The sequence below is a fragment of the Paramicrobacterium humi genome (genome assembly GCF_900105715.1).
GTDB lineage: Bacteria > Actinomycetota > Actinomycetes > Actinomycetales > Microbacteriaceae > Paramicrobacterium > Paramicrobacterium humi.
In genome coordinates this window covers 995,192-1,017,951 of sequence record NZ_FNRY01000001.1, presented here as the reverse complement: position 1 = coordinate 1,017,951, position 22,760 = coordinate 995,192, and the positions used below count along the sequence as shown (strand labels likewise).

Annotated in this window: 20 protein-coding genes and 1 tRNA gene; 5 read left to right on the top strand and 16 right to left on the bottom strand. The window is 64.2% G+C overall.

Annotated elements, in window-relative coordinates; all coding sequences use genetic code 11:
* Positions 1 to 77 precede the first annotated feature (77 nt).
* The 6 genes from BLV49_RS05175 to BLV49_RS05150 are packed head-to-tail and all read right to left on the bottom strand — an operon-like array spanning position 78 to position 7,296.
* Positions 78 to 1,868: a protein kinase domain-containing protein gene (locus BLV49_RS05175; RefSeq protein WP_091180828.1), complete on the bottom strand. Its 1,791-nt coding sequence runs from the start codon at positions 1,866 to 1,868 to the stop codon at positions 78 to 80.
* The gene (locus BLV49_RS05170) at positions 1,865 to 3,325 is read right to left on the bottom strand and encodes a peptidoglycan D,D-transpeptidase FtsI family protein (RefSeq protein WP_091180825.1); all 1,461 of its coding nucleotides are present in this window, start codon (positions 3,323 to 3,325) and stop codon (positions 1,865 to 1,867) included. The genes BLV49_RS05175 and BLV49_RS05170 overlap by 4 nt, the downstream gene beginning before the upstream one ends.
* Positions 3,322 to 4,725 (bottom strand): FtsW/RodA/SpoVE family cell cycle protein, encoded by a 1,404-nt coding sequence (locus BLV49_RS05165; RefSeq protein ID WP_091180821.1) that lies wholly within the window; start codon positions 4,723 to 4,725, stop codon positions 3,322 to 3,324. The genes BLV49_RS05170 and BLV49_RS05165 overlap by 4 nt, the downstream gene beginning before the upstream one ends.
* Positions 4,722 to 6,041 carry a Stp1/IreP family PP2C-type Ser/Thr phosphatase gene (locus BLV49_RS05160; protein ID WP_176980718.1) on the bottom strand — a complete coding sequence of 440 codons (1,320 nt, stop codon included), beginning with the start codon at positions 6,039 to 6,041 and terminating at the stop codon, positions 4,722 to 4,724. The genes BLV49_RS05165 and BLV49_RS05160 overlap by 4 nt, the downstream gene beginning before the upstream one ends.
* Positions 6,042 to 6,043: 2 nt before the next feature.
* Positions 6,044 to 6,559 carry an FHA domain-containing protein FhaB/FipA gene (locus BLV49_RS05155; protein ID WP_091180818.1) on the bottom strand — a complete coding sequence of 172 codons (516 nt, stop codon included), beginning with the start codon at positions 6,557 to 6,559 and terminating at the stop codon, positions 6,044 to 6,046.
* The gene (locus BLV49_RS05150; RefSeq protein WP_091180813.1) at positions 6,556 to 7,296 is read right to left on the bottom strand and encodes an FHA domain-containing protein; all 741 of its coding nucleotides are present in this window, start codon (positions 7,294 to 7,296) and stop codon (positions 6,556 to 6,558) included. Before BLV49_RS05150 ends, BLV49_RS05155 begins: the two co-directional genes overlap by 4 nt.
* A 165-nt stretch (positions 7,297 to 7,461) precedes the next feature.
* Between BLV49_RS05150 and BLV49_RS05145 the strand changes: the two genes are divergently transcribed.
* Positions 7,462 to 7,544: transfer RNA gene (locus BLV49_RS05145), tRNA-Leu, on the top strand.
* Positions 7,545 to 7,773: 229 nt separating this feature from the next.
* Here the strand turns inward: BLV49_RS05145 and BLV49_RS05140 are convergent.
* The gene (locus BLV49_RS05140; RefSeq protein ID WP_143033963.1) at positions 7,774 to 9,492 is read right to left on the bottom strand and encodes a hypothetical protein; all 1,719 of its coding nucleotides are present in this window, start codon (positions 9,490 to 9,492) and stop codon (positions 7,774 to 7,776) included.
* A complete protein-coding gene (locus tag BLV49_RS05135) occupies positions 9,489 to 10,793 on the bottom strand; it encodes a site-specific integrase (RefSeq protein WP_091180806.1) in 1,305 nt (434 codons plus the stop codon). The genes BLV49_RS05140 and BLV49_RS05135 overlap by 4 nt, the downstream gene beginning before the upstream one ends.
* A gap of 491 nt (positions 10,794 to 11,284) precedes the next feature.
* Between BLV49_RS05135 and BLV49_RS05130 the strand changes: the two genes are divergently transcribed.
* The gene (locus BLV49_RS05130; protein ID WP_245723541.1) at positions 11,285 to 12,424 is read left to right on the top strand and encodes an LCP family protein; all 1,140 of its coding nucleotides are present in this window, start codon (positions 11,285 to 11,287) and stop codon (positions 12,422 to 12,424) included.
* Between the two features lie 765 nt (positions 12,425 to 13,189).
* On the opposite strand, the gene BLV49_RS05120 is transcribed toward BLV49_RS05130, so the two are convergent.
* Positions 13,190 to 13,552 carry an ArsR/SmtB family transcription factor gene (locus BLV49_RS05120; protein ID WP_091180794.1) on the bottom strand — a complete coding sequence of 121 codons (363 nt, stop codon included), beginning with the start codon at positions 13,550 to 13,552 and terminating at the stop codon, positions 13,190 to 13,192.
* 81 nt (positions 13,553 to 13,633) lie between these two features.
* Here BLV49_RS05120 and BLV49_RS05115 point away from each other — a divergent pair, with 81 nt between their 5' ends.
* Positions 13,634 to 15,049 carry an FAD-dependent oxidoreductase gene (locus tag BLV49_RS05115; protein WP_091186808.1) on the top strand — a complete coding sequence of 472 codons (1,416 nt, stop codon included), beginning with the start codon at positions 13,634 to 13,636 and terminating at the stop codon, positions 15,047 to 15,049.
* Between the two features lie 65 nt (positions 15,050 to 15,114).
* Here BLV49_RS05115 and BLV49_RS05110 read toward each other — a convergent pair whose 3' ends face one another.
* From BLV49_RS05110 to BLV49_RS05085, 6 genes are read right to left on the bottom strand one after another with little or no spacing between them, the layout of a single operon-like run.
* Entirely contained in the window at positions 15,115 to 15,540 is a 426-nt protein-coding gene (locus tag BLV49_RS05110; protein WP_091180791.1) for an arsenate reductase ArsC, read from the bottom strand.
* A complete protein-coding gene (locus BLV49_RS05105; RefSeq protein ID WP_091180787.1) occupies positions 15,537 to 16,553 on the bottom strand; it encodes a metalloregulator ArsR/SmtB family transcription factor in 1,017 nt (338 codons plus the stop codon). The genes BLV49_RS05110 and BLV49_RS05105 overlap by 4 nt, the downstream gene beginning before the upstream one ends.
* A complete protein-coding gene (gene arsB / locus BLV49_RS05100) occupies positions 16,550 to 17,659 on the bottom strand; it encodes an ACR3 family arsenite efflux transporter (RefSeq protein ID WP_091180782.1) in 1,110 nt (369 codons plus the stop codon). Before arsB ends, BLV49_RS05105 begins: the two co-directional genes overlap by 4 nt.
* Entirely contained in the window at positions 17,656 to 17,982 is a 327-nt protein-coding gene (trxA, locus tag BLV49_RS05095; RefSeq protein WP_091180780.1) for a thioredoxin, read from the bottom strand. The genes arsB and trxA overlap by 4 nt, the downstream gene beginning before the upstream one ends.
* The gene (gene trxB / locus BLV49_RS05090) at positions 17,979 to 18,974 is read right to left on the bottom strand and encodes a thioredoxin-disulfide reductase (RefSeq protein WP_091180777.1); all 996 of its coding nucleotides are present in this window, start codon (positions 18,972 to 18,974) and stop codon (positions 17,979 to 17,981) included. The genes trxA and trxB overlap by 4 nt, the downstream gene beginning before the upstream one ends.
* A 38-nt stretch (positions 18,975 to 19,012) precedes the next feature.
* On the bottom strand, positions 19,013 to 19,294 hold the full coding sequence (locus BLV49_RS05085; protein WP_091180774.1) for a universal stress protein: 282 nt from the start codon (positions 19,292 to 19,294) through the stop codon (positions 19,013 to 19,015).
* 560 nt (positions 19,295 to 19,854) lie between these two features.
* On the opposite strand from BLV49_RS05085, the gene BLV49_RS05080 reads away from it, so the two are divergent.
* Together BLV49_RS05080 and BLV49_RS05075 are read left to right on the top strand one after the other, a co-directional pair.
* Entirely contained in the window at positions 19,855 to 20,223 is a 369-nt protein-coding gene (locus tag BLV49_RS05080; protein WP_091180772.1) for an ArsR/SmtB family transcription factor, read from the top strand.
* Entirely contained in the window at positions 20,220 to 21,260 is a 1,041-nt protein-coding gene (locus BLV49_RS05075; protein WP_091180769.1) for a cation diffusion facilitator family transporter, read from the top strand. Before BLV49_RS05080 ends, BLV49_RS05075 begins: the two co-directional genes overlap by 4 nt.
* A gap of 63 nt (positions 21,261 to 21,323) precedes the next feature.
* On the opposite strand, the gene BLV49_RS05070 is transcribed toward BLV49_RS05075, so the two are convergent.
* Positions 21,324 to 22,667: an NADH-quinone oxidoreductase subunit N gene (locus BLV49_RS05070; protein WP_245723540.1), complete on the bottom strand. Its 1,344-nt coding sequence runs from the start codon at positions 22,665 to 22,667 to the stop codon at positions 21,324 to 21,326.
* Between the last annotated feature and the right edge of the window lie 93 nt (positions 22,668 to 22,760).

Here is a 22,760-nt window from a genome sequence, read left to right as displayed (position 1 = left end):
AACGCGTATAGCTTAGCCGCCGCTTGCTGGCAGGTTGCCTAGGCCGCCCGCTCGCGGAAACGGCTCGCCCGTTCGGCTCAGCGGCGGCTCGGAAGCACGCCGACGGCGCCCGGCAGTCCCTGAGAAGTGCCCTCGTCGCCCGGTGCGGGGGTCGACGAGCTGTCGTCCCAGGTCACTGTCGTGATGGTGTTGGGTGATTGGGCCGACTCGGCCTCCCCGCAGAAGACGCTCCACGAGACGGTGAGCTGGTTCGCCCCGTCATCGATCGTCACGGGAACGTTCTGGTTCCCGCCCGGGTCGATGTCCGTCGACTTGGCCGAGCCGCCGTTGATGTGCAGGCGGTAGCCCGTGACGCTCGTGCCCGTCGGGCAGTTCGAGTACGCGTCCCACGTGACGCTCACGGTCTTGTTCGACTCGCTGGCCGCGAACTGGCAGCCGCCGCCCGTGCAGTTGTTGACGCTCGGCGCGTTCGACGGCGCGTTCGGCGTCGCGAGCGGACCGTACACCGTGAGCGTGATCGTCGTGCCGGGGTCGACCTTGCCGTACGGGCTCACGTCGGTGACCTTGTCGACCTGCTCGCCCGAGGTCGCCGTCGCGCCGACCTTCTTCTCCACCTTCAGGCCGAGCGTTTGGAGTTCCGCGGCGACGTCGTCGTAGGGGCGCCCGACGTAGTCGCTCTCGACGATGTCGACCCGGGTGTCCTCCGGCGTCGGCTCTTGCGACGGCGTCTTGGGCGGCGTCGACGAGCGCGTCGCCGTGTTGGTCGCGGGAGTGTCGCCCGTGTTGTCCTGGTTGACGAGCGCGAGAATCGTGCCGCCGAGCACGAGGATGAGCACTGCGATCAGCACGATGAGCGGCCACGTCCACGGGCTGCGCTTCTTCTTGCCCGTCTCCTCGTCGCCCTCGGCGCCCGCGACGGGCAGTGCCGCGGTGCCGGTGTCCGTGTGCTCCGACAGCAGCTGTGTCGCCTGGTCGTTCCCGCTCGGCACGATGCTCGTGCCGCCCGTGCCCTCCGAGACCGCGGGAACCGCGGCGGTCGCGGCGGCGATGTCTCCTCGGCGCAAGGCGTTCGCGGCCCGCACGACGTGGGCCGCGGAGGCCGGTCGGTCGTCGGGGTTCTTCGCGATCATCGAGAAGACGAGGTTGCGCACGGGTTCGGCGACGGTCGCGGGCAGCTCCGGAGGAGCCTCGTTGATCTGCGCCATCGCGATCGCGACTTGCGACTCGCCCGTGAACGGGCGCTTGCCCGCGAGGCACTCGTAGGCGACGATGCCGAGCGAATAGATGTCGGTCGCGGGAGAAGCCGGGTGGCCGGAGGCCTGCTCGGGCGACAGGTACTGCACGGTGCCCATGACCTGCCCGGTCGCGGTGAGCGGAACCTGGTCGGCGATGCGCGCGATGCCGAAGTCGGTGATCTTCACGCGGCGGTCGGGCGTGATGAGCAGGTTTCCGGGCTTGATGTCGCGGTGCACGAGCCCGGCGGCGTGCGCGGCCTGCAGCGCTCCCGCGGTCTGCGCGACGATGTCGAGCGTCGCGTCGGTGGAGAGCACGTGCTCCCGCTCGAGTGTCGAGGACAGGGCCTCGCCGGGAACGAGTTCCATGACGAGGAACGCGGAGCCGTTCTCCTCGCCGTAGTCGAAGACGTTCGCGATTCCCTCGTGGTTGACCAGTGCCGCGTGCCGGGCCTCCGCACGGAAGCGCTCGAGGAAGCCGGGATCGCCCATGTACTCGTCTTTGAGGATCTTGATCGCGACGGTGCGGCCGATGACGTTGTCGGTGGCCTTCCAGACCTCGCCCATACCGCCGATGGCGATGCGAGACTCAAGCTCGTATCGTCCGCCGAAGGTCACCCCTGCCATGGGTCTCATTCGTTCAGCACCGCCTCAATCACCTTCTTGGCGACCGGCGCGGCGATCTGGTTGCCGCTGCCGGACTGGCCCTTTCCGCCACCATCTTCGATTACGACTGCTACTGCGACCTGGGGGTTGTCCGCGGGGGCGAAGCCGGTGAACCACAGGGAGTATGGCTCGTCGGGTCCGTTCTCGGCTGTGCCCGTCTTCCCCGCCACACTGACTCCGTCTATTGTGGCATTACTCGCGGCCCCGCTCCGGACACTGAGGACCATGGATCCGGCGACGTCGGAGGCGACGTCGGGGGAGACCGCCTCCTTGTACACCTCGGGAGTGAAGCTCTGCAGCACTTCGAGGTTGCGTCCCGTGACCCGGTCGACCAGATTCGGCTTCATGACCGTGCCCTCGTTCGCGATGCCGGCCGACACCATCGCCATCTGCAGCGGCGTCGCCTTCACGCTCGCCTGACCGAAGGAGCTCAGCGCCGTCTCGTCGTCGCCGAGGTCACCGGTCGGGAAGGTGCTCGTGCCGCACTGCAGCGGAATCGTCAGGTCGGCGTCGTTGAAGCCGTATGCCTCGGCGGCCTCGCGGATAGCGTCATCGCCGAGCTTGACGCCGAGTTCGGCCATCGGGATGTTGCAGCTGAGCCGGATCGCGTCGGAGATCGAGACCTCGTCGCCGCTGCCGCACGTGCCGCGGCCCGAGTTGTACACCTTCGTCGAGGTTCCCGGCAGCGTGTACGACTGCGGGTTCGGCAGCTTCGAATCGGGCGTGTAGTCGCCCGAGGCGTACGCCGCTGAGGCGACGACGAGCTTGAAGGTCGACCCGGGCGGGTTCTGGCTTCCGGCGATGGCGCGGTTGAAGAGCGGGTTCGCGGGGTCGTCGTTGAGCGCCTTGTACGCGTCGATGACCTTCTGCGAGTCGTGGCCTGCCAGGGTGTTCGGGTCGTACGTCGGCGTGGTGACCATGGCGAGGATGCGACCGGTCGCCGGCTCGATGGCGACGATTCCGCCCTGGTAGCCCTGCATCGCGTCCCACGCCGCCTTCTGCACGGCCGGATCGATCGTCACCTCGACGGCGGCGCCCTTCGGGTCCTGACCGGCGATGATCTGATTGAGCATGTCGAGGAACTGCGAGTTCGAGGTCCCCGACAGGTACGCGTTCATCGTCTGCTCGAGCCCGCTCGAGCCTTGGGTTGGATTGAAGTAGCCGGTGACGGCGGAGTACATCTCGCCCTCCGGGTACTCGCGCTGGTAGACGTAGCGGTCGCCCGTCGGCGTGGACTGCGCGAGCACGGTGTCGCCGGCGAGGATCGCGCCGCGCTGCGTCTGGTAGCTGTCGTACAGGGTGCGCGTGTTGCGGGAGTCCTGCGCGAGCGTGTCGGCCTGGAACACCTGGATCACCGTCGTCGACCCGAACAGGGCGAGGAACATCGCGAGCACGACGATGCTGATGCGCTTGAATTCCTTGTTCACGCGCTCACCCCCGCCGGCTGGCGCCTTACGCTGTCGCTCACGCGCAGCAGAAGCGCGACGATCATCCAGTTCGCCACGAGGGAGGAGCCGCCCGCCGCGAGGAACGGCGTCGTGAGGCCCGTCAGCGGGATGAGCCGGGTGACGCCGCCGACCATGATGAACACCTGCAGGGCGATCGTGAACGCGAGGCCGAGCGCGAGGAGCTTGCCGAAGTCGTCTTGGCCGACGAAGCCGATGCGGAAGCCGCGCGAGACGAGAACGAGGTACAGCACGAGAATCGCGAACAGCCCCGCGAGGCCGAGCTCCTCGCCGAGGCTCGCGATGATGTAGTCGCTCTCGGCGACGGGCGTGAGGTTCGGGCGCCCCTGGCCGAGCCCGGTGCCGATGAGCCCGCCGTGCGCGAGACCGAAGATCCCCTGCACGAGCTGGTAGCTGCCGCCGACCTTCGCGTCGTACACGCTCGGGTCGAACGCGTTGATCCAGTTGTTGAAGCGGTTGTGCACGTACGTGAGGTACTGGCTCGCGACGGCGGCGCCGACGGCGAACAGGCCGCCGCCGATGAGGATCCAGCTGAGCCGCCCCGTCGCGACGTAGAGCATGACCGTGAACATGCCGAAGTACAGCAGAGCGGTTCCCATGTCGCGCTCGAACACGATGATGAGCATCGCGAACACCCACACGACGAGGATGGGACCGAGGTCGCGCAGTCGCGGGAAGCGCACTCCGAGAACCTTCGTGCCGACCATCGAGAGACTGTCGCGCGTTCGCACGAGGTAGCCGGCGAAGAAGACGGCGAGGGCGATCTTCGCGACTTCACCGGGCTGGAACGACATGACGTCGCCGAGCCCGATCCACACCTTCGCCCCATTGACGCTGCGCCCGAGTCCGGGCACGAGGGGGAGCAGCAGCAGGACGAACGCCGTGAGGCCGAACAGGTAGGTGTAGCGGAACAGCACCCGGTGGTTGCGCAGCCACAGCACGACGATGATCGCGGCGATGATGGCGATCGCGCTCCAGGCGATCTGTCGGGTGGATGCCGCGTCCCAGCCGAAATCGCCGCGTGCGATGTCGATGCGGTAGATCTCCGCGATGCCGAGTCCGTTGAGCACGGTCGCGATCGGCAGCAGGAGCGGATCCGCCTGCACGGCGGCGTAGCGCAGGCAGATGTGCAGGCCGAAGACGAGCGCCGAGAGCGCCGCACCGAAGTAGATGAGGCTGAAGTCGAGCTCGCCGAGGGCGCCGAGCTGCACGAGCATGATCGCGACGGTGTTGACCACGCACGCGAACGCGAGCATCGTCAGCTCGCGGTTGCGCAGCTTCTGCGGCACGTGCAGCTTGCGCATGAGGCGGATGACCGCGGTGTCGGCGGTCACGGCGTCGTTCGAGGTCGCGGCGCTCATCCCTCACCTCCCGCGGTCGGGGTCCCGGTCGGAGTGGGGGCAGGGGTCTGCGTCTCGCCGGGCGCCGGCGTACCGGCATCCGACCCGTCGTCGACGCGCAGTCGGGACACGATCTGGCGCGCGTCGCCGAGGCTCGACGCGCTGATCGTGCGCTCGACCTCCTGCCGGTCGTAGAACGAGAGGCCGTCGAGCGGGATGCCGGTGTCCTGGTACTCGTGCGAGAGCGAGAACGGGCCGACGGACTGCTGGATGCCCTGGAAGATCACGACGGAGTCGTCGTCGGCGCCGACGTAGTAGCGCGTCTGCGTCCACGAGTAGGCGCCGAGCAGGCCGAGAACGAGGGCGAGCACGACGACGAAGATGCCGAGCGCCCACGTGAGCCGGCGGCGGCGCGCGCGGCGCGCGTCTTCTTCGATGAGCTCCTCGAGGTAGTCGTCGGCGGCGGGCTCGAAGTGCGACGGGTCGAGCGGCGCGACGCGGCCCGTGTGCAGCCGGAGCGCGGGAATGAGACCCGTGCGGCGCGAGGGACGCACCTCGAACGCGAGCGGCTGCGAGACCGAGCCGACGATGACGGGCTCCGACTTGGAGCTCTTCGCGCCGATGTCGAGCACCACGACCGTGACGTTGTCGGGGGCGCCGTTGTCGAGCGTCTTCTTGACGAGCCGGTCGGCGGTCTTCTGCGCGTTCTGCCCGGCCGAGACGATCTGCAGGGTGTCGCGGTCGTCGACGTAGTCGCTGAGGCCGTCGGAGCAGATGATCCAGCGGTCGCCGTCGTGGATCGTCATGGCGAACACGTCGAGCTCGGGCGAGGTGTCGACGTCGCCGAGCACGCGCATGAGCACCGAGCGCCGCGGGTGCATGCGCGCCTCCGCGGCGGTGATGCGTCCCGAGTCGACGAGGCGCTGCACGAACGTGTGGTCCGTCGTGATCTGCGTGAGCTCGCCGTCGCGGTAGAGGTAGATGCGGGAGTCGCCGATGTGCGCGATCGCGACCTCGTCGCCGACGACCATGAGCGCGTCGACGGTCGTGCCCATTCCCGTGAGCTCAGGGTGCTCGACGACGGCCTCGCTCAGCTGGTCGTTCGCCGCCATGACGGCATCCTGAAGCGCCATCTGCGCCGCCTCGACGGACTCGTACTTGGCATCCGCTTCCATGATGCGCTTCGCCGCGATGGCGGAGGCGACGTCACCGCCCGCGTGGCCGCCCATGCCGTCGGCGACCATGAACAGGTACTCGCCGGCGTACCCGGAGTCCTGGTTGTTCGAGCGGATCTTGCCGACGTCTGTCGCCGCCGCGCTGTTCGCCTTGATCGGCACGATCAGCCCCGCAGCTCGAACGTGGTCTGGCCGACCTTGACGGGAGCGCCGAGGCGCACCTGGGTGGGCGAGCCGACGCGCTTGCCGTCGAGGAAGGTTCCGTTCGTCGAGTCGAGGTCCTGCAGCATCCAATCGTCGTTCCACAGCAGCAGTCGCGCGTGGTGGGTGGAGGTGTAGTCGTCGCGCAGCACGAGCGTCGAGTCGGCGGCGCGGCCGATCGTGATGGGGCCTGTGCCGAGGGCGAACTCCGTGCCCGTCTTCGGTCCGGCGGTGATCACGATGCGCTTGGCGTTGTGCACGGTCGCGGTGCCGCTGCGGGCGGCACGAGGGGCGGATGCCGCCGGCGGAGGCGCCGCGGCGGGCGCCGTGCGCGGAGCCTGCGCCGCCGCCTGCTTCGGCTCGACCTTGCGGCCCTGGCCGAACAGGTCGGAGCGCAGGGCGTAGACGACGCCGAGCACGAAGAACCACAGCAGGATGAGGAATCCGAAGCGCAGGACGAGAAGGGTGAGTTCACTCACGAGGCCGGCCCCCAGAACCCGCCCATGTCATGGCGTCGGGTGGCGGCATCCGGCCCCGACTGGGGCGGTTCGGAGGCCTGGGCCAGCACGCGGAAGGTGATGCGCGTCCGACCGATCTGGATGACGGAGTCGGGCTGCAGCGCCGCTTGCGTGATGCGGTTACCGTTGAGCGTCGAGCCGTTCGTCGAGCCGAGGTCGCGCACTTGCGCGCGCTCGCCGTCCCAGAGGATCTCGACGTGCTTGCGGCTCGTGCCCGAGTCATCGACGGTGATGTCGGCGTCGCTGCCGCGACCGATGACCGTGCGGGACTGGCGGATCGGGTACCGCTTGCCTGCGATGTCGACGACGGGAGTCCAGCTGACGTCGCCCTTCACGTTCTGCGAGCTGACCTGCAGCATCCCGTCGCTCAGGGAGTCGTCTGCGGTGAGGCGGATGTCGATGCCGCCCGCGAACTGGTAGCCCTGCTGCTTGGCGTGCTTCTGCACGACGCTCGTGAGCTCGTCGACGAGGGCGGGGCCGATGCGCGTCATGCGCTCGTGGTCGGCTGTCGACATGGAGACGGTGAACCGGTTCGGGACGAGGATGCGGTCGCGCGTGACGATCGCGGCCTGGGTGTCGAGTTCGCGCTTGAGCGCACTGGAGATCTCGACAGGCTGGAGCCCGGCGCGAAAGGTCTTCGCGAACGCGCCGTTGACGGCTCGTTCGAGACCTCTCTCGAAGTTGTCCAGAATGCCCACTGGTCTCCCGTTCGGTTCGGTGGCTACGCACATGTTAGTGGGAAGGTCTGGGAGAGGCATCCTGCGCCGCCTGTTCTCGGGGGCTTCGAGGGGTGCCGACCGAATAGGAGTTGCTTGTCGTTTCGTGCTAATCTCGCTGAGTTGACACGCTGAGTGTGTCCACACGCGCGAGTGGCGGAATTGGTAGACGCGCTGGCTTCAGGTGCCAGTGCCCGCAAGGGCGTGGGGGTTCAAGTCCCCCTCGCGCACGCGAGGCTAGATCCGTTAATTCGGACGGCCGGATTCGTTTATTGCTTTTTGCGGGGCCTTTGGTCGCGGTTTTCTATGCGGTGAAGCGTTTTTCGCGTTTTTGCCAGCTCGGCCGGGTCTCTTTCGACAGTTAAAGCGATTCGGCCTTCTTTTTGGGCAGGCCGGATTGTTTCGTTATGCGGGGTGTTTTGCGGCGCTGGTCGCCGCGCGAGTGTGGGTTCGAGTGCGTCAGCTTGGTGGGGCTAAGGGCAGCGTCGTTGTGAGCCGTGCCAGGGGAGTGCCCGAGGGGTCTTTGCGGCGCCGAGCTCGCGTGCCTTCCTCTTCGGCTTGTTTCTCCTCGGCTTTGACGAAGAATTTGGCGATCTTTCGCAGGTTGCTCGCGACGATAGCGACGGTGGCTGCGATGTAGTTGAAGGTGTAGCCGCGTCCGCTTCGCTTGCCTTTATCGCCGAGGAAGGCGAAGCGTTCTCTCTTGCTCTCTTTGTTTTTGGTTTCGACGAGGTTTCGCATCCCGTAGTGCTTCCGCCATGTCTTGGTTTTGTAGGGGAATTTCTGGACGTGCTTGGCGGGGTCGGTTTCCCTTTTGTCGTCGGATTGTTTGAGGCTTGGGGGGAGAGTGACGCTGCCTCGTTCTGTGGGTCGGGGGATTCGCTTTCCTGTTGCGCGGTCGATGGCCATGTAGGTTCCGGGTTCAGGCAGGGTGAAGCGTTGGAAGCCGTCGGCGTCGGGGCGGCCCTTGGGGAGAGCTCGGTAGGGAGCACGGTTTTCGATGTACTGCTTGAACGTCGCCTTGTCGATCTTCTTGTCTGCGTAGTCTTTGGCTGCGTCAATGAGGTGTTGGGGCATGTGCTTGATGTACCAGTTGCCGTCGACGAGGATGAGATCGCCGTAGTGGCCTTGTAGGCCGAGGTTGTTGTCTTTGTAGTCGAAGACGAATTCCACGCCGAGCTTGCGTGCTGGGATCTGGAAGTTTTCGGCTTTGGAGTTGTTGTAGGCGCGGTCGGCGAGGGCGAGGAAGCGGTCGAACCCAAGGGATTTGTGGGATTTGATGAGTTTCAGGCCCTCACCGATTATTTCGCCGGGTCGGTGGAAGCTGACCGCGGTGGCGAGGGAGGGGAACAGCCCCTTCTCGCCGGGCTTGTTCCAGACCATGACCGCGAGTTCGAGTTCGTAGCCGGCTTTGTCGTTCTTCTTTCCTCTTCCGTCGTGTTTCCCGCCGCGGCGGTACCGTCCCGAGGTCGGGTCGGCGTTACCTCGCCGGTAGTTGGGGCTAGTCGGGTTGGGTTTGCCGGAGACCTCGATGAGCGTCGCGTCAATGGAGATGTTCCCTTGGTAGGCATCCCATTGTCTGCGGGGGAGCACCGCGATCGAGGTGTGGACGAGTTGTTCGCAGATCCAGTCCAAGCGGCGCAGCTTGAGTTCGGAGCTCTTCCGGGCCTTGGGTTTGTTCTGTTTCGCGACCAGTTTCTGGTATGCCTTGGGACCCAACCGTTTGTTGCGTCGTACGGGGTAGGGGTCGAGGTGCGAGAGCATCCGGTTTGATGCGTCCCAGATGCGCTTGTACCAGTCCGTGCGGTCGCCCGGAGCGTCGGTGATGCCGAGGAGCTTGAACTCCTTGATGCCGAAGCGGTGGTGGAGCGTATCGGCGAGATCCTGGTACTGCAGGCCGAGGTTCATTTGAGCGTGCAGGAGAAAGAGGACGAGCACGGCGCGGAACGGGATGTATGCCTTTCGTCCCGCCTTTGATTTGCGTGACGTGGTTCGCCATTCTTCGAGTTTGTCCACGACGCCGGACTTGTCGACGATGCGTATTGCGGAGGTCAGGTAGGCGGTGGGGACGGGGTTGCTCGCGTGGGCGCTGTTGTAGTCGGCGGCGTCTGCTCCGAAGAGCTCGAGCATCCTCGATTCCAGGTCTTCCGCTGCAACCTCGACAGGACCGCCGGTCATCGTGCACCGCCGTCGCGGAGCTGACGCCGGTACTCGGTGTCGTCGAGGGAGTCGACGAATTCGAGGTAGCGGGGTAGGTTCTCGAATTTGTCCTGCCCGAGTGCCTTCATGAGTTCCTTGACGCGCGTGCCGGCGCGCAGATGGTTCACAATCCAGGTCGCCCGCAATTGCTGGCTGTTGGGCTTTTTCCCGACGGTGTATTGGGTGAAGCTGCTGAGGAGGTTGCTGGCGTTCGTGCGGTTCGGTGTGCCCCACAGCGGAACGCCGGGTTCCGACTGTTGAAGGAGCGCGAAGAACCAGTCCTCCCAGTCCCGTGCCAGCGGGACTCGGCGAGGTGCTCGCCCTTTGATGCTGATGACGATGCCGGCCTCGTCGGCTGTGACATCTTCGGGGAAGATCTGTGCGATGTCGGAGGACTTCAGGCCGGCGCCAGTGCAGAGGACCAGCATCAGCATCGCCTTGCGGCGCTTCTCCGGCGTCAACTGCCCTAGCGCCCAGGTCCGGAACCCGGCGATCTCCTTATCCGTGTACGGCGTCGCGGTTCGCTTTCGGGCTAGGCCGTCGTACTTGTCCGGGTGCTCTTCCGGAGCGACAACTTCGGAGATCCGGGTGAGCATTGCCCGGTAGTTGCGCCGGGTGCCCTCGCTGCGGGCCTTGTTCTCTTCTGTGCAGTACTGATTGATTGCCTGCCTGCTGAACACGACGTCAGCCTGCATCGGCCAGCCTTGCTCATACACGCACCACACGACGAATGGCGTTGTCACAGTCATCAACAGCTTCGCCGTGTAGGCGGTCGCGGGTGCCGCGAGCGAGCAGGCGTCGGTGACGAATTCCTTGAGGGCATCCCATTCATCGGTCTTCTGTGGGCGATACGTCTTCAATGCGGTGAGTACCTCGTCACTCAGTTGGCTGTAGCTACAGCACTGTAGTACATCAGAGAGGTCCGACACTGCGGCCTCGGCGAAGCGGCCGACGGCGGGCGCTAGGCTCTCCACATGTCTCCGCGCCCCGCTCGTGTCACCCCAGCGGAGCTGTGTGTCGACTGGCCGACGACGCCCAGCGACGACCCGGTCGCCGAAGTCGCCCGGCAATTCGTCGTCACCCTGATTAGCGTGATTGGCGATAGAAGCGTTCGAAGCGTTGCCGAACAAACCGGAGTCCACCGGGCCGCCCTGGGAACCATCCTTCGAGGTGGAAGTTGGCCCGACTCCGCTACCGTCGCGCGGCTGGAGATCGGACTGGATGAGAGGCTGTGGCCTGCTCACGTCAGCCGAGCCTAGGGTTCTGGTTTTTTCGTTCATGTGATGTCCTATGCGGCGACAACGCACACGGGGTGTGGGACAGGCGACATCGTGGTGGATCTTGGGCGCGACCGAGTGTCGGTGGCGCGTATCCTCGGACTTTCGAATGCAGTAATCCTTGATCGACGTGACAAGGCGAACGCGATCGCGGACGTTGAGGCTCGCCGACTCGCTAACGACGAAACCGGCACCCAAGGGCGTCACAGTGCCGCTCCACGTGCCGAACGAAGCAGCTGATGAAGAACGCGCTCGGGGTCCGCTTACTGAACGCCCGGGCGTCGCGCATCTGCATTATTAGACTCAGGGACCGGCATCGTGCCGTTCGTCGATCGGGTACGGTTCGACGAGCGCAGATGTAGGTTCCAGAGGGGTTCCGGATGGGCAAACGGGAGACGCAGTCGCACGAGTCGAGTGCGATACGACACGGGCGTCTGAAACGCCGTAATGCTGGCAGGACGGTTCTCAAGGGCGTGGCAGCTACGGTCACTGTCGTGGCGGTTAGCGCCGTCGGCGTCGGGGCATGGGCAGTAACCGATGTGATGAACGATGTACAGCCAGGGGTTGCGCTGGTTGGCGAGACCCCGGGACAGATCATTCCGGACGTGAACTCCATAGAGGGCGGTATCAACCTTCTCGTCATCGGAAGTGACAGCCGTGCCGGTCAAGGAGATGGCTACGGTGATCCGAAGAAGGAAACCGGTGTTCTCAACGATGTGACGATGCTTCTCCACGTGGCTGAAGACCACAGCAACGCCACAATCGTTAGTTTCCCGCGTGACATGCGCGTTCCCATCCCGCAGTGCCCAAGACCGGAAGAAGACGGCGGCGGCTTTTACAGTGCAATGAGTTCGCAGCCCATCCATGCATCTCTTGGCTACGGGGGCATCGCCTGCACGGCGGAGACAGTCGAACAGTTAACCGGGCTGGATATCCCATTTGTTGGTCTTGTGCAGTTCAACGGTGTCGTTGCTCTGTCGAAGGCCCTCGGTGGCGTTGACGTATGCCTCGCGGCTCCGATCAGCGATAAGCACACTGACCTGGATCTTCCCGCAGGGAACGTAACGTTAGAGGGAGATCTCGCCCTTCAATTCCTGCGCACCCGGTATGGAGTGAGCGACGGATCCGACCTGGGTCGCATCAGCAATCAACAGATGTTCCTGTCCGCGACCGTTCGGGAGTTGAAAGAGGCGGGCACATTAACAGATCCGGTGACGCTTTACAGCATCGCCAAGGTGGCCGCACACAATATGGATTTCTCACAGAACCTCCGCTCCCTGAACACGATGGTGTCGATAGCGCTCACGCTGAAAGACATTCCGAACGACAAGATCACTTTCGTGCAGTACCCCAATCACTATGGGCCGGACGGTGAGGTTTATCCGACCATCCAAGCTGCCGAAGTGCTCATGGACGCGGTGAAGGCCGACAAAGACCTCACCATTACTGACGGAACGGGAGGGTCCGTTCCGAAGGACCAGAAGACAATCGCGCCGAACACTCCTGAAACGACCAACCCAAGCACTGCCTCGCCGGGATCATCAGAAGCTCCCGACGATTCGACTGTGGAGCTTCCACCCGGGGTTTACGGGCAAAGAGCCGACGAAGTGACCTGTGCAGCCGGAAACGGGTAGAAGACTATTCCGTGCACGTACGTCAAACGGTAATGAGGAGTTGTAGCGACCGAGAGCAAGGCGCCCCATCTCAGGGGATAAGGCGCGGGAGCCCTCATACGGGCAATTGTTGATCGCTTGTGCTGACCAGTGAAGTGAGGGATTCTGAGTCCATGGATGATGCGCTAAATTGCCCTCGGCCGCTCGCCAGGGCAGACGCGGTGGCGCTCATTGGGATTCTTGCGAACCTCAACGGGATGATAACTGTGCAAGCTATCGACGGCGCCGACTTCGAGGCCTTCCGTGCGCGTGCCGAAGAGGACGGATACATCCCACCCCAGGGCGGCCACTATGAGCTTCGGCAGGCGCTGGAGGACTTGACACAGCGGGTTAGATACGTGTTGGGGGAGTACGACCACCGCCGCGCTCAGAGCCGGTTCACCCGTCCCCAACCTGGAAGCGCGGGAAATCCGCCGACGGACGCGAACTCCGCATCGATCCCTAGTCGGTTCCGAATTGGGCCGGGTACAGGAGTCGCTACGAGCACGGCATAGACACTTTTCTGTGGGGCTCGGACCCCACATGGCTCAGCAATGTAGAACTCGACCTTGAGCATCATCACCCCACTACGCGCGCGAGCCGGCGCGGGGCAACGGGGCTCCATCTCAGCTCACACTATGCGGCAACGCGCAATCTGGGGCCAGTGAGCCTTGTGTCAAAAACAATCGTTTACGGCCAGTTCATCGCCTTCCTCGTGCCGATCACCTTGGACGCGAAGCGAAAGCCTCAATCGACGGAAATGACCGAAGTGAGCTTACGTGCGAGTTCCGGCAGCGTACCGTCCGCGAGGCGGTAATAGGCCCATCGACCGCGTTGCTCACGTGTTAGAAGTCCGTTGTCGACGAGGATCTTGAGGTGGTGGCTGACGGTCGGTTGTGACAAGCCGACGGGGGCTGTGAGGTCACACACGCAGGCTTCGCTCTCGGTGTGGGCGGCGACGAGAGCGAGCAGCTGTACGCGTGTCGGGTCGCCAAGCGCTTTGAATGCCGTTGCAAGCTCTCGGGCCGTTTCGGCGTCAACGCCGGTGTTCGTAGATGAGCAACAGGTGTTGTCGAGTACTGCCCCGGTGACCGCTTCTGTTGTCGTCATGACTCCATCTTGTCATCCATTGATGAATGTCGATAGGTTGGGTATCGCATTCATTGATGAACGTCGATTTGAGGAGTGATGATGAGTGAGGTTGCACGGGACCAGCTGCCGGTTGTCGTAATTGGTGCAGGGCCGGTGGGTCTGGCTGCGGTCGCGCACTTGATGGAGCGCGGCGTGGAGTGCCTGCTTCTGGAAGCTGGCGATCGGGCGGGCTCAGCGGTGGCGTCCTGGGGACACGTGCGGCTGTTCTCTCCGTGGCGTTATGACATCGACGGCGCGGCGCAGCGGCTGCTTGAGAAGACAGGCTGGGTCGCCCCTGACTTCGACGCGCTGCCTACCGGAACCGAACTCGTGCGCGAGTACATGGAGCCGCTGGCCAAAACGGCGGAGCTGGCATCGCGTCTCCGGCTCGAGACGCGCGTGATTGCGGTCGCTCGTGAGGGCGGAGACAAGACCCGCTCGCTCGGACGTGAGCGTCAGGGGTACCGAGTGCGCACTATGAACGCGGAAGGACGGGTTGAGGACGTGCTGGCCCGAGCCGTGATTGATGCCTCCGGCACGTTCGCGTCATCGAACCCGCTGGGCATGAGCGGATTGCCGGCGGCAGGCGAAGTGGAGGCCGCGTCGTTCATCACTGGGCCGCTCCCCGATGTGCTGGGCGTGCAACGCGACCGGTTCGCGGGCAAGCACACGCTGGTTGTGGGGATGGGGCACTCGGCCGCGAACACGCTCCTGAGTCTTGTCGACCTCGCGGAATCGGAACCGGGCACGACGATCACTTGGGCGATCCGCGGCGGCTCTCCGCGTCGTGTGTTCGGCGGCGGCATCGATGACCAGCTCCCGGCACGCGGACAGTTGGGAAGCCGGCTCCAGCAGGCCGTTGAGAGCGGAAAACTGACCCTGCTCAAGCGGGTGTCGATTGAGCAGCTCGTTCCCGGTGAAGAGACGGTGCAGGTGCTCGGCCAGAGCAGGGATGAGCCGTTGGCGCTTGATGTGCACGCGATCGTGAACGCGACAGGGTTCCGGCCCGATCTGACGATGTTGCGCGAGGTTCGCCTCGAGCTGGATCCGGCGGTGGAAGCGCCCACCAAGCTGGCGCCACTGATCGATCCGAACTTCCATTCGTGCGGCAGCGTGCCACCGCACGGTGAGGCGATGCTGTCTCACCCTGACGACGGGTTCTACCTGGTGGGAATGAAGTCTTATGGGCGGGCGCCGACGTTCCTGCTCGCCACCGGGTATGAGCAGGTGCGCTCGATCGCGGCCGCTCTTGCCGGTGACCGGGAATCGGCCGACAAGGTGGAGCTTGATCTGCCGGAAACCGGAGTTTGCTCGACTGACCTCGCGTTTGATGTTGATGGTGAGGCTGCGGGCGGTTCGTGCTGTGCGGTGCCGGCGGGCCCTCAGCCGGTCGCTCTCGGGGTCGGTGCTCCGACCGGGAATGGGTTTGCGACAGGTGTTGTGCACGGCCGTTCCGGCGACGACGCCAACAGCTAATCGATGCCAACAAAAGAGCTGCGGGCCGGGGCGCATTGCCCCGGCCCGCAGCTGTTGGTTGTTCCTCAGCTGTCCGTGCTGATGGGAGTGATTCCCAGTTCGTCGATCAGGGTGAGCACGCGGGAGCGGATATCGTCGCGGATTGGTCGCACGGCTTCGATGCCCTGTCCGGCCGGGTCATCGAGTTTCCAGTCTTCGTAGCGTTTGCCGGGGAAGAACGGGCAGGCGTCGCCGCAGCCCATTGTGATCACGACATCGGAGTCTTGCACAGCTTCGGTCGTGAGGATCTTGGGTTGCTCGGCTGTGATGTCGATGCCGACTTCGGACATCGCTTCCACTGCCACCGGGTTGATCTGGTCGGCGGGCATCGATCCTGCCGAGCGGACCTCGACAGCATCCCCGGCGAGGGCTTTCAGGAATCCTGCGGCCATTTGGGATCGGCCGGCGTTGTGGACGCAGACGAACAGGGCGGAAGGCTTGTTGGTGCTCATGAGTTTTCTCCGGTCTTCTTGAGAAGCAGGTTGGGTGTGAGTTCGTTCACCAGAGCGCGCACTCGGGTGGCGATGTCGTCACGGATCGCTTTGGCTCCGATTTCGGAGGCGAGAGCGGGGTCGCCCACGGCCCAGTCTTCGTAGCGGACGCCGGGGATGACGGGACACACGTCCCCGCAGCCCATCGTGACGACGACGTCGGCCGCGCGCACGGCATCATCGGTCAGCGGCTTCGGGAATGCTTCAGCACTGTCCGCGGCATCCAGCTCATCAAGCAGGATCCTGACGTTCGGGTGGATGTCTCGCGCCGGCCGGGAACCGGCCGAGCGGGCGATAACCCGGCCCTGCGCATAGTGGTTGACAAGGGCCGCTGCCAGCTGGGAGCGGCCCGCGTTGGCGACGCACACGAACAGCACTTGCGGCACCGTCTTGTCGCTGCGGGAGATGTCGGTGAGGCGTTGCCGCGCGAAGCGTTCGGTCAACGTCGTCAGGTGCGAGGTCACTGTGGCGTTTCTGGCCAGGGCTGTGTATGACTCCCGCACCGTGCGCAACACCAGATCCTCAGACAACGCGGGAAAGGCGCGCCGCAGGCTTTCGGCCGCATGAGTCAGCCCGCCGTCCACATCGGACAATTTAGTTGTGGCCGCAGGCAGGGCCGCCGATGCGGTCGCGGGTGCGAATGCGTCCAGAAGCGTCGTGATCGCCGGGTGCAGCTCCGGGATGATTCGGTACCACACCCAGGTTCCGCGTCGTTCGGATGTGAGGATCCCCGCGTTCTTGAGCACCTTCAAATGGTGCGAGACGGTGGGCTGGGACACGTTCGTCAATTCGGCCAGGTCGCACACGCACGCCTCGCCACCAGGGGTAGCGGCGATGTAGGAGAGGAACCGTAGCCTCAACGGTTCTGCCAGCGCTTTCAACGCCGTCGTGATCAAACCGGCCGCTTCATCACTGATCGCATACCCGGCGGCTGTCGGGCTGCACTCGACCTGTGGCTCGACAACGCTGCTCATGATCGCATTCTTTCTGGTTCGGCGGACCCGACGCTGCCGGGTTGCGGCGTGAACCAGCGTCGGCCGACCCATAGCGACACGTAGACGAGGCCGACCAGCACCGGCACTTCGATCAGCGGGCCGACGACACCGGCGAGGGCTTGCCCAGACGTAGCGCCGAAGGTGGCGATCGCCACGGCAATCGCGAGCTCGAAGTTGTTGCCCGCCGCGGTGAATGCCAGTGTGGCCGAGCGCTCGTAGCCCAGCGACAGGGCTTTGCCGGTGACGATGCCGATCGTCCACATTACCGCGAAGTACGCCAGCAACGGCAGGGCGATGCGCACGACATCCCAGGGGTTGCTGGTCACGGCCTCACCCTGCAGAGCGAACAAGAGCACGATCGTGAACAACAGGCCGTAGAGCGCCCAAGGTCCGACGCGGGGGATGAATGTCTCCTCGTACCACCGGCGGCCCTTGCGTCGCTCTCCGAGCCAGCGAGACGCGAAACCCGCTAGCAAAGGGACGCCGAGGAACACGAGAACGTTCAGCGCGATCTGTCCAACGGACACGTCCAGACCGTTTGTGTCCAGGCCAAGCCAGCCGGGCAGGATTGTCAGGTAGAACCAGCCGAGCAGGGAGAACGCGACGACCTGGAATACCGAGTTGATCGCCACGAGGACAGCTGCCGCTTCACGGTCGCCGCAGGCCAGATCGTTCCAGATCACCACCATCGCGATGCACCGTGCGAGGCCGACGATGATCAGGCCGGTGCGGTACTCCGGAAGATCCGGCAGGAACACCCAGGCGAGGGCGAACATCAGCAGCGGACCGACCAGCCAGTTCAGCACAAGGGAGGAGGCAAGCAGTCTCTTGTCGCCGGTCACCGCGGCGACCTTGTCATAGCGGACCTTGGCTAGCACCGGGTACATCATCACGAGCAGACCCAGTGCGATCGGCAAGGAGATCCCGCCGACTTCCATGCTCGCCAGCACATCAGAGACTCCGGGAATGAAGCGGCCGAGGGCAAGGCCGGCGATCATGGCTAGGCCGATCCACAACGGCAACCATCTGTCCAGCGTCGAGAGGCGACGGCTAGTGTTCGTGCCGATGCTAGTTGTCTGAGTCATGCCAGCAGGCCCTCGATCTTCTCCGCGATAACCGGTTTCGGGTGGGCGCCGATCAAGGTATCCACGAGCCGTCCGTTCTTGTAAAAATTCATCGTCGGAATCGAGGTCACTCCAGCATCCATGACGGTGGCTGGGTTCGCGTCCGCATCAAGCTTTGCGATCACCACGCGACCCGCATACTCGCCGGCCAGCTGGTCCAGGATCGGTGCGACACGTTTACACGGCCCGCACCACGTTGCCCAGATGTCGAGAACGACAGGCAGCTCGGAATTCAAGACTTCTTCGGTGAAAGTGTCATCTGTCACCGCTACAGGGGTGCTCATCGTGCAGCCTCCAATTGTGTGGGGATTACTTGCGGGTTTGGCGCCACGTCTTCTGCTCCTACCTGCTCGGCAAGAAAGCGCTGAGCGTCAAGCGCTGCGGCGCAGCCGGTGCCCGCCGCGGTCACCGCTTGGCGGTATCGGTGGTCAACCACGTCTCCTGCCGCGAAGACGCCCGGAAGGTTCGTGAGCGTTGTTGGCGCGTCCACGACGACGTAGCCGTTCTTGTCCAGAGTGATCTGGTCAGTGAGCAGTTCGGTTCGTGGTTCGTGGCCGATGGCGACGAAGATTCCCGTCACATCCAGCGGCCTCTCTTCACCGGTAGCTGTGTCGCGCAACGTCACAGATTCCACCTTGTCGGTGCCGTTGATCGCTGCAACCTCGCTGTTCCACGCGACATCGATTTTTGGATCCGCAAAGGCTCGGTCGGCCATGATCTTCGAAGCACGGAATGCGTCGCGGCGGTGCACGATCGTCACTTTGGACGCGAAGCGGGTGAGGAATGTTGCTTCTTCCATTGCCGAGTCTCCGCCGCCGATCACCGCGATGTGCTGATCGCGGAAGAAGAACCCGTCACAGGTGCCGCACCACGACACTCCGTGTCCGCTCAGACGCGCCTCGTCCTCAAGGCCGATTTTCCGGTACGCCGACCCTGTGGCGAGAATCACGGCCCGAGCCGTGAACGTTTCCCCGTTTCCGGTCGCGACCGTCTTCACTGGGCCATCCAGGTCCAGCGTCGCTACGTCGTCAAGGAGCACGCGGGCACCGAAACGCTCCGCCTGCACTTGCATGGATTCCATCAAGTCGGGGCCTTGAACCCCTTCGGAGAAACCGGGGAAGTTCTCCACCTCCGTTGTCGTGACCAAGGCACCGCCAGCGGTCACTGAACCGGCGATAACGACGGGGGATAGCCCGGCGCGTGCCGCGTAGATCGCGGCGGTATAACCCGCGGGGCCCGAACCCACGATCACAAGGTCTGTTGGCTGTATCGACATGCTTCTATATTGACATACATCGATTCAAGTTGAAACTTTCATCGCCATTTCCGCGAGGTGTGATCGTCGGGCACCACAAGCACCGGGCGCTGCTGTAAACGCGTGAGTGATGCAGCTATCGAGCCGCTGAGTAGGTCTTCCAACTCGTGGCTGATTCCCTTGCGAACGCCGCCGACAACAATCAACCGGGCATCGCACTCATCGGCAAGGCGGCTTAGGGCGTGAGCAGGATCGCCACCCAGCAATCTGAAATCCCAAGCGACCTGCCCGACAATAACGGCGCTCACCCGCTCGGTGATGCGTGTCGCTACTGAGCGCATCTCCTCATCAAAAGGGGGCGCAGGGATAAAGTCTCTCGACGGCTGGCTGGCTCCTGTTCAATGAGCGCACTGTTTATCTCGACATACGCAACGACCAGTTCAGCTCGAAGATCATGCGCCAGAGCTGCCGCAACTTCGATAACCTGCTCGATCCTCGACGGGGCAACGCCCACTAACACCGTCCCGCTACTGCCAGTCTCAATCATGTCCCTACCCCGTCCGCTGGATGGAAACTGGCTCTATATTGACACTTTTCGAAGTAGAAACCTATAGCCCAAGCCGGATTGAGCACCAGGGCCCTAAACGAACGTTTACGGCGCAAGCTACAGGTCGGTAAATGCGGCACATGACACGCCGAGCCCGAACGGGCTGAAACTGCGGGCCGAAACCAAGGGGTGCGGCATGGGGCGTGTCGAAGCTAGTTGACATCATGATCCTTCGGCCGGCTCGGGCCGAAAACTCAGTATGTCGACGCATCTCCACCGGCCGGAGCCGGTGTGAACTACTCCCCTTCATCACTCAGACTAGACGAATCAACAGCATCATGTAAGGATCTGCGTATGGATGCAGATAAAGCGATATGTGGTCGTGAAGTCGATAGTCAGTACGTTGAGCTGGCGGTTGAGGTGTTCTCCATGCTGGCGGACGCCACGCGCGTGCGGATCGTGCTCGCGCTGCGTGACGTGGAGGAGCTATCGGTGAATCACCTGGCGGATATCTTGGACAAGCCGTCGTCGGCCGTGTCTCAGCACTTGGCGAAGTTGCGTCTGGGACGGATCGTGGCGACGCGGCAGGACGGGCAGCGGGTGTTCTACCGGCTGGAGAACGAACACGCGAAGCAGCTCGTTTCTGACGCGATCTTCCAAGCCGAGCATTCGCTCGGCGGCGTCCCTCGACACCACCACGTGCAGGACGGGGAGAGTGCATGAGCCAATCCCACGAGCACGCGCACAGCCACGATTCCCACGAGCACCCGCACGGTCACAGCCATGACCATGAGCACGGTCATAGCCATCCCACGGGTTTCAAGGGATTCTTGTACGGGCTGTTCGTGCCACATTCGCATGACGCGGCGGACTCGATCGATGATGCCATGCAGAGCAGCGCAAAGGGCATCCGGGCCGTCAAGCTATCTCTCCTGGGCCTGGGCGTAACGGCAATATTCCAGCTCGCTGTGGTGCTGATCAGCGGTTCGGTCGCGCTGCTGGCCGATACGGTGCACAACTTTTCCGACGCCTTGACCGCGATCCCGCTGTGGATTGCGTTCCTTCTTGGCCGTCGCGCTGCCACTAGACGTTTCACCTTTGGCTACGGGCGGGCCGAGGACATGGCCGGCCTTTTCATCGTCGCGATGATCGCGCTCTCGGCCGTGATAGCTGCCGTGGAATCCATCCGCAGGTTCTTCGAGCCCCAGCCGCTGGACAACCTCGGCTGGGTCCTGGCCGCTGGACTGATCGGCTTCGCCGGCAATGAACTCGTCGCGATCTACCGCATCCGGGTGGGCCGTCAGATCGGATCGGCCGCGCTGGTCGCGGACGGGGTGCACGCCCGCACGGACGGCTTCACCTCGCTGGCGGTCGTACTGGGAGTCATCGGCGTATGGCTCGGCTTCCCGCTGGCCGACCCGATCATCGGCCTGCTGATATCCGTTGCGATCGCCGTCCTGCTGTGGGGCACAGCGCGGGACATCGGCCGTCGCCTGATGGACGGCGTTGATCCCGAGCTGGTCGGCCGCGCTGAGAACGCGATCGAACCTCTCGCCCCGGCCGGTTCAGCCGTTCGGATGCGTTGGATGGGCCACAAGCTGCACGTGGAACTCTCCATCCCCGCAGACGACGCCAGCACCGTGGAATTGAAAGACAGAAGCCGTTCCATGGAGCAAGCGATCCGGACCGCCCTGCCCAACGTCGGCTCCGTGGTCAGCATCCCGGTCTGGGACACACCGACCGAAACCGTTACCAGCTAGACCTCGCCCACATCCCCAGGAACCCCAGGTGGGGTTCCCGGGCCGGGGCGAGTGAGGCCACAATCAGGGACCAAGGGGAGACTTCGCGGTGATTGACAGGATTGCTCCGGCCAGGAGCCCGAGACCGAGCACGGATACTGCTCCGATGATTGCAGAGCAAGCTGCCCAGCGGCGTCTAACGGTTGCTATGCGGGCGATGGGTTCGGTGTCCGATGGGGAGGACGGATGTGCCTCTGTCCGGGAGAAAACCGGTACGAGCCAGCGAAGGTAGTAAAAGAGGCTGACCGCCGTGTTGATAGCTGCGACGATGACAAGCCATACGAGATCTCCATCCCAGGCCGCGGTGAAGACCGTGAGTTTGCCCACGAACACGGCGGTGGGTGGTGTGCCGACGAGTCCGAGCAGGCTCACGACGAGTGCGCCGGCGATCCACGGGTGGGCGCGAGCTGCCCCACGGTAGTCGGCGAGGGTGCGGCGAGTGGGAAGCGCGGCCACAACGGCGAAGGCTGTGAGGTTCGTTACTGCATAGCCCACCAAATAAAGGAGTAACGATGGCAGGGCGAGGTCGGTGCGCCCGGCGGCCGCGACCGGCAGGAGCAGGTAGCCGACCTGGCTGACGGTCGACCAGCCGAGCAGCCGGCGAACGTCGTCCTGCCAGAATGCGGCGAGGTTTCCCAGCGTCATGCTTGCCGCAGCGAGGATTCCGACCAGTAGTGGCCAGTCGATGCTTCCGGGGAGGGTGTCGAGGAGCCGGTAGGCCGCGACGAGGGCGCCGATCTTGGGAACGGTGGTGAGGAAGGCGGCGACGGTCTTTCCGGACGCCTGCGTTGCGTCGGGAATCCAGAAGTGTCCGGGTACACCGCCGGCTTTGAACATCAGGCCGCCGAGTATCCCGACGACCCCGACGGCGACTGCGGCAGCCGGCGCCTCGACCAGAGTGAGCCCGAGCTGACGGTAGGAGGTTCCCCGGCCGATTGCGAACAGCACGGTGACGCCGAGCAGCATCGTGATCCCGAGTAACGCACCAAGCAAGTACGTCTTCAGCGCGGCCTCCGCAGCACCCGGTGAACGACTCATTCCAACCAGGGCATACAGCGGGATCGAGGTGAGCAGGTATCCGGTCACGAGAATGAGGAGGTCGCTTGCGCCGGAGAGGACCATGGCGCCGAGTGCGGCGAGAAGCAGGAGGGCGTGGGTCTCGCTTTCCCGACGGGTACCGCTGAGCTCCTCGATTCCGAGCACGATGACGAACGCCGTGGCCAGAGCAATGATGATCCGCGCGAAACTGGAGCCGGCATCAATGGAGAAGCTCGACTCGAAAATCGTCATCGGCGGCTGGGCCGCTCCGGCCGCACTCGCGATCACACTCGCTAGCAGCGCCAGAATGGCGATCCACCGGGTTACCACCTGGCGATTCCGGGGGAGGAACGACCCGGCGAGGAGCGCGACGATCGCGCCGCCTAAGACGCACATCTCCGGCAGGAGGGCGAGTGTGTCAGA

What these genes read in the sequence shown, in the direction of transcription:
- BLV49_RS05140 (WP_143033963.1), bottom strand. Translation starts at nt 9,492, where the DNA reads ATGACCGGCGGTCCTGTCGAGGTTGCAGCGGAAGACCTGGAATCGAGG.
- trxA (WP_091180780.1), bottom strand. Translation starts at nt 17,982, where the DNA reads ATGAGCACCCCTGTAGCGGTGACAGATGACACTTTCACCGAAGAAGTC.
- BLV49_RS05165 (WP_091180821.1), bottom strand. Translation starts at nt 4,725, where the DNA reads ATGAGCGCCGCGACCTCGAACGACGCCGTGACCGCCGACACCGCGGTC.
- BLV49_RS05120 (WP_091180794.1), bottom strand. Translation starts at nt 13,552, where the DNA reads ATGACGACAACAGAAGCGGTCACCGGGGCAGTACTCGACAACACCTGT.
- arsB (WP_091180782.1), bottom strand. Translation starts at nt 17,659, where the DNA reads ATGACTCAGACAACTAGCATCGGCACGAACACTAGCCGTCGCCTCTCG.
- trxB (WP_091180777.1), bottom strand. Translation starts at nt 18,974, where the DNA reads ATGTCGATACAGCCAACAGACCTTGTGATCGTGGGTTCGGGCCCCGCG.
- BLV49_RS05175 (WP_091180828.1), bottom strand. Translation starts at nt 1,868, where the DNA reads ATGAGACCCATGGCAGGGGTGACCTTCGGCGGACGATACGAGCTTGAG.
- BLV49_RS05075 (WP_091180769.1), top strand. Translation starts at nt 20,220, where the DNA reads ATGAGCCAATCCCACGAGCACGCGCACAGCCACGATTCCCACGAGCAC.
- BLV49_RS05080 (WP_091180772.1), top strand. Translation starts at nt 19,855, where the DNA reads ATGGATGCAGATAAAGCGATATGTGGTCGTGAAGTCGATAGTCAGTAC.
- BLV49_RS05085 (WP_091180774.1), bottom strand. Translation starts at nt 19,294, where the DNA reads ATGCGCTCAGTAGCGACACGCATCACCGAGCGGGTGAGCGCCGTTATT.
- BLV49_RS05105 (WP_091180787.1), bottom strand. Translation starts at nt 16,553, where the DNA reads ATGAGCAGCGTTGTCGAGCCACAGGTCGAGTGCAGCCCGACAGCCGCC.
- BLV49_RS05115 (WP_091186808.1), top strand. Translation starts at nt 13,634, where the DNA reads ATGAGTGAGGTTGCACGGGACCAGCTGCCGGTTGTCGTAATTGGTGCA.
- BLV49_RS05110 (WP_091180791.1), bottom strand. Translation starts at nt 15,540, where the DNA reads ATGAGCACCAACAAGCCTTCCGCCCTGTTCGTCTGCGTCCACAACGCC.
- BLV49_RS05135 (WP_091180806.1), bottom strand. Translation starts at nt 10,793, where the DNA reads ATGAACGAAAAAACCAGAACCCTAGGCTCGGCTGACGTGAGCAGGCCA.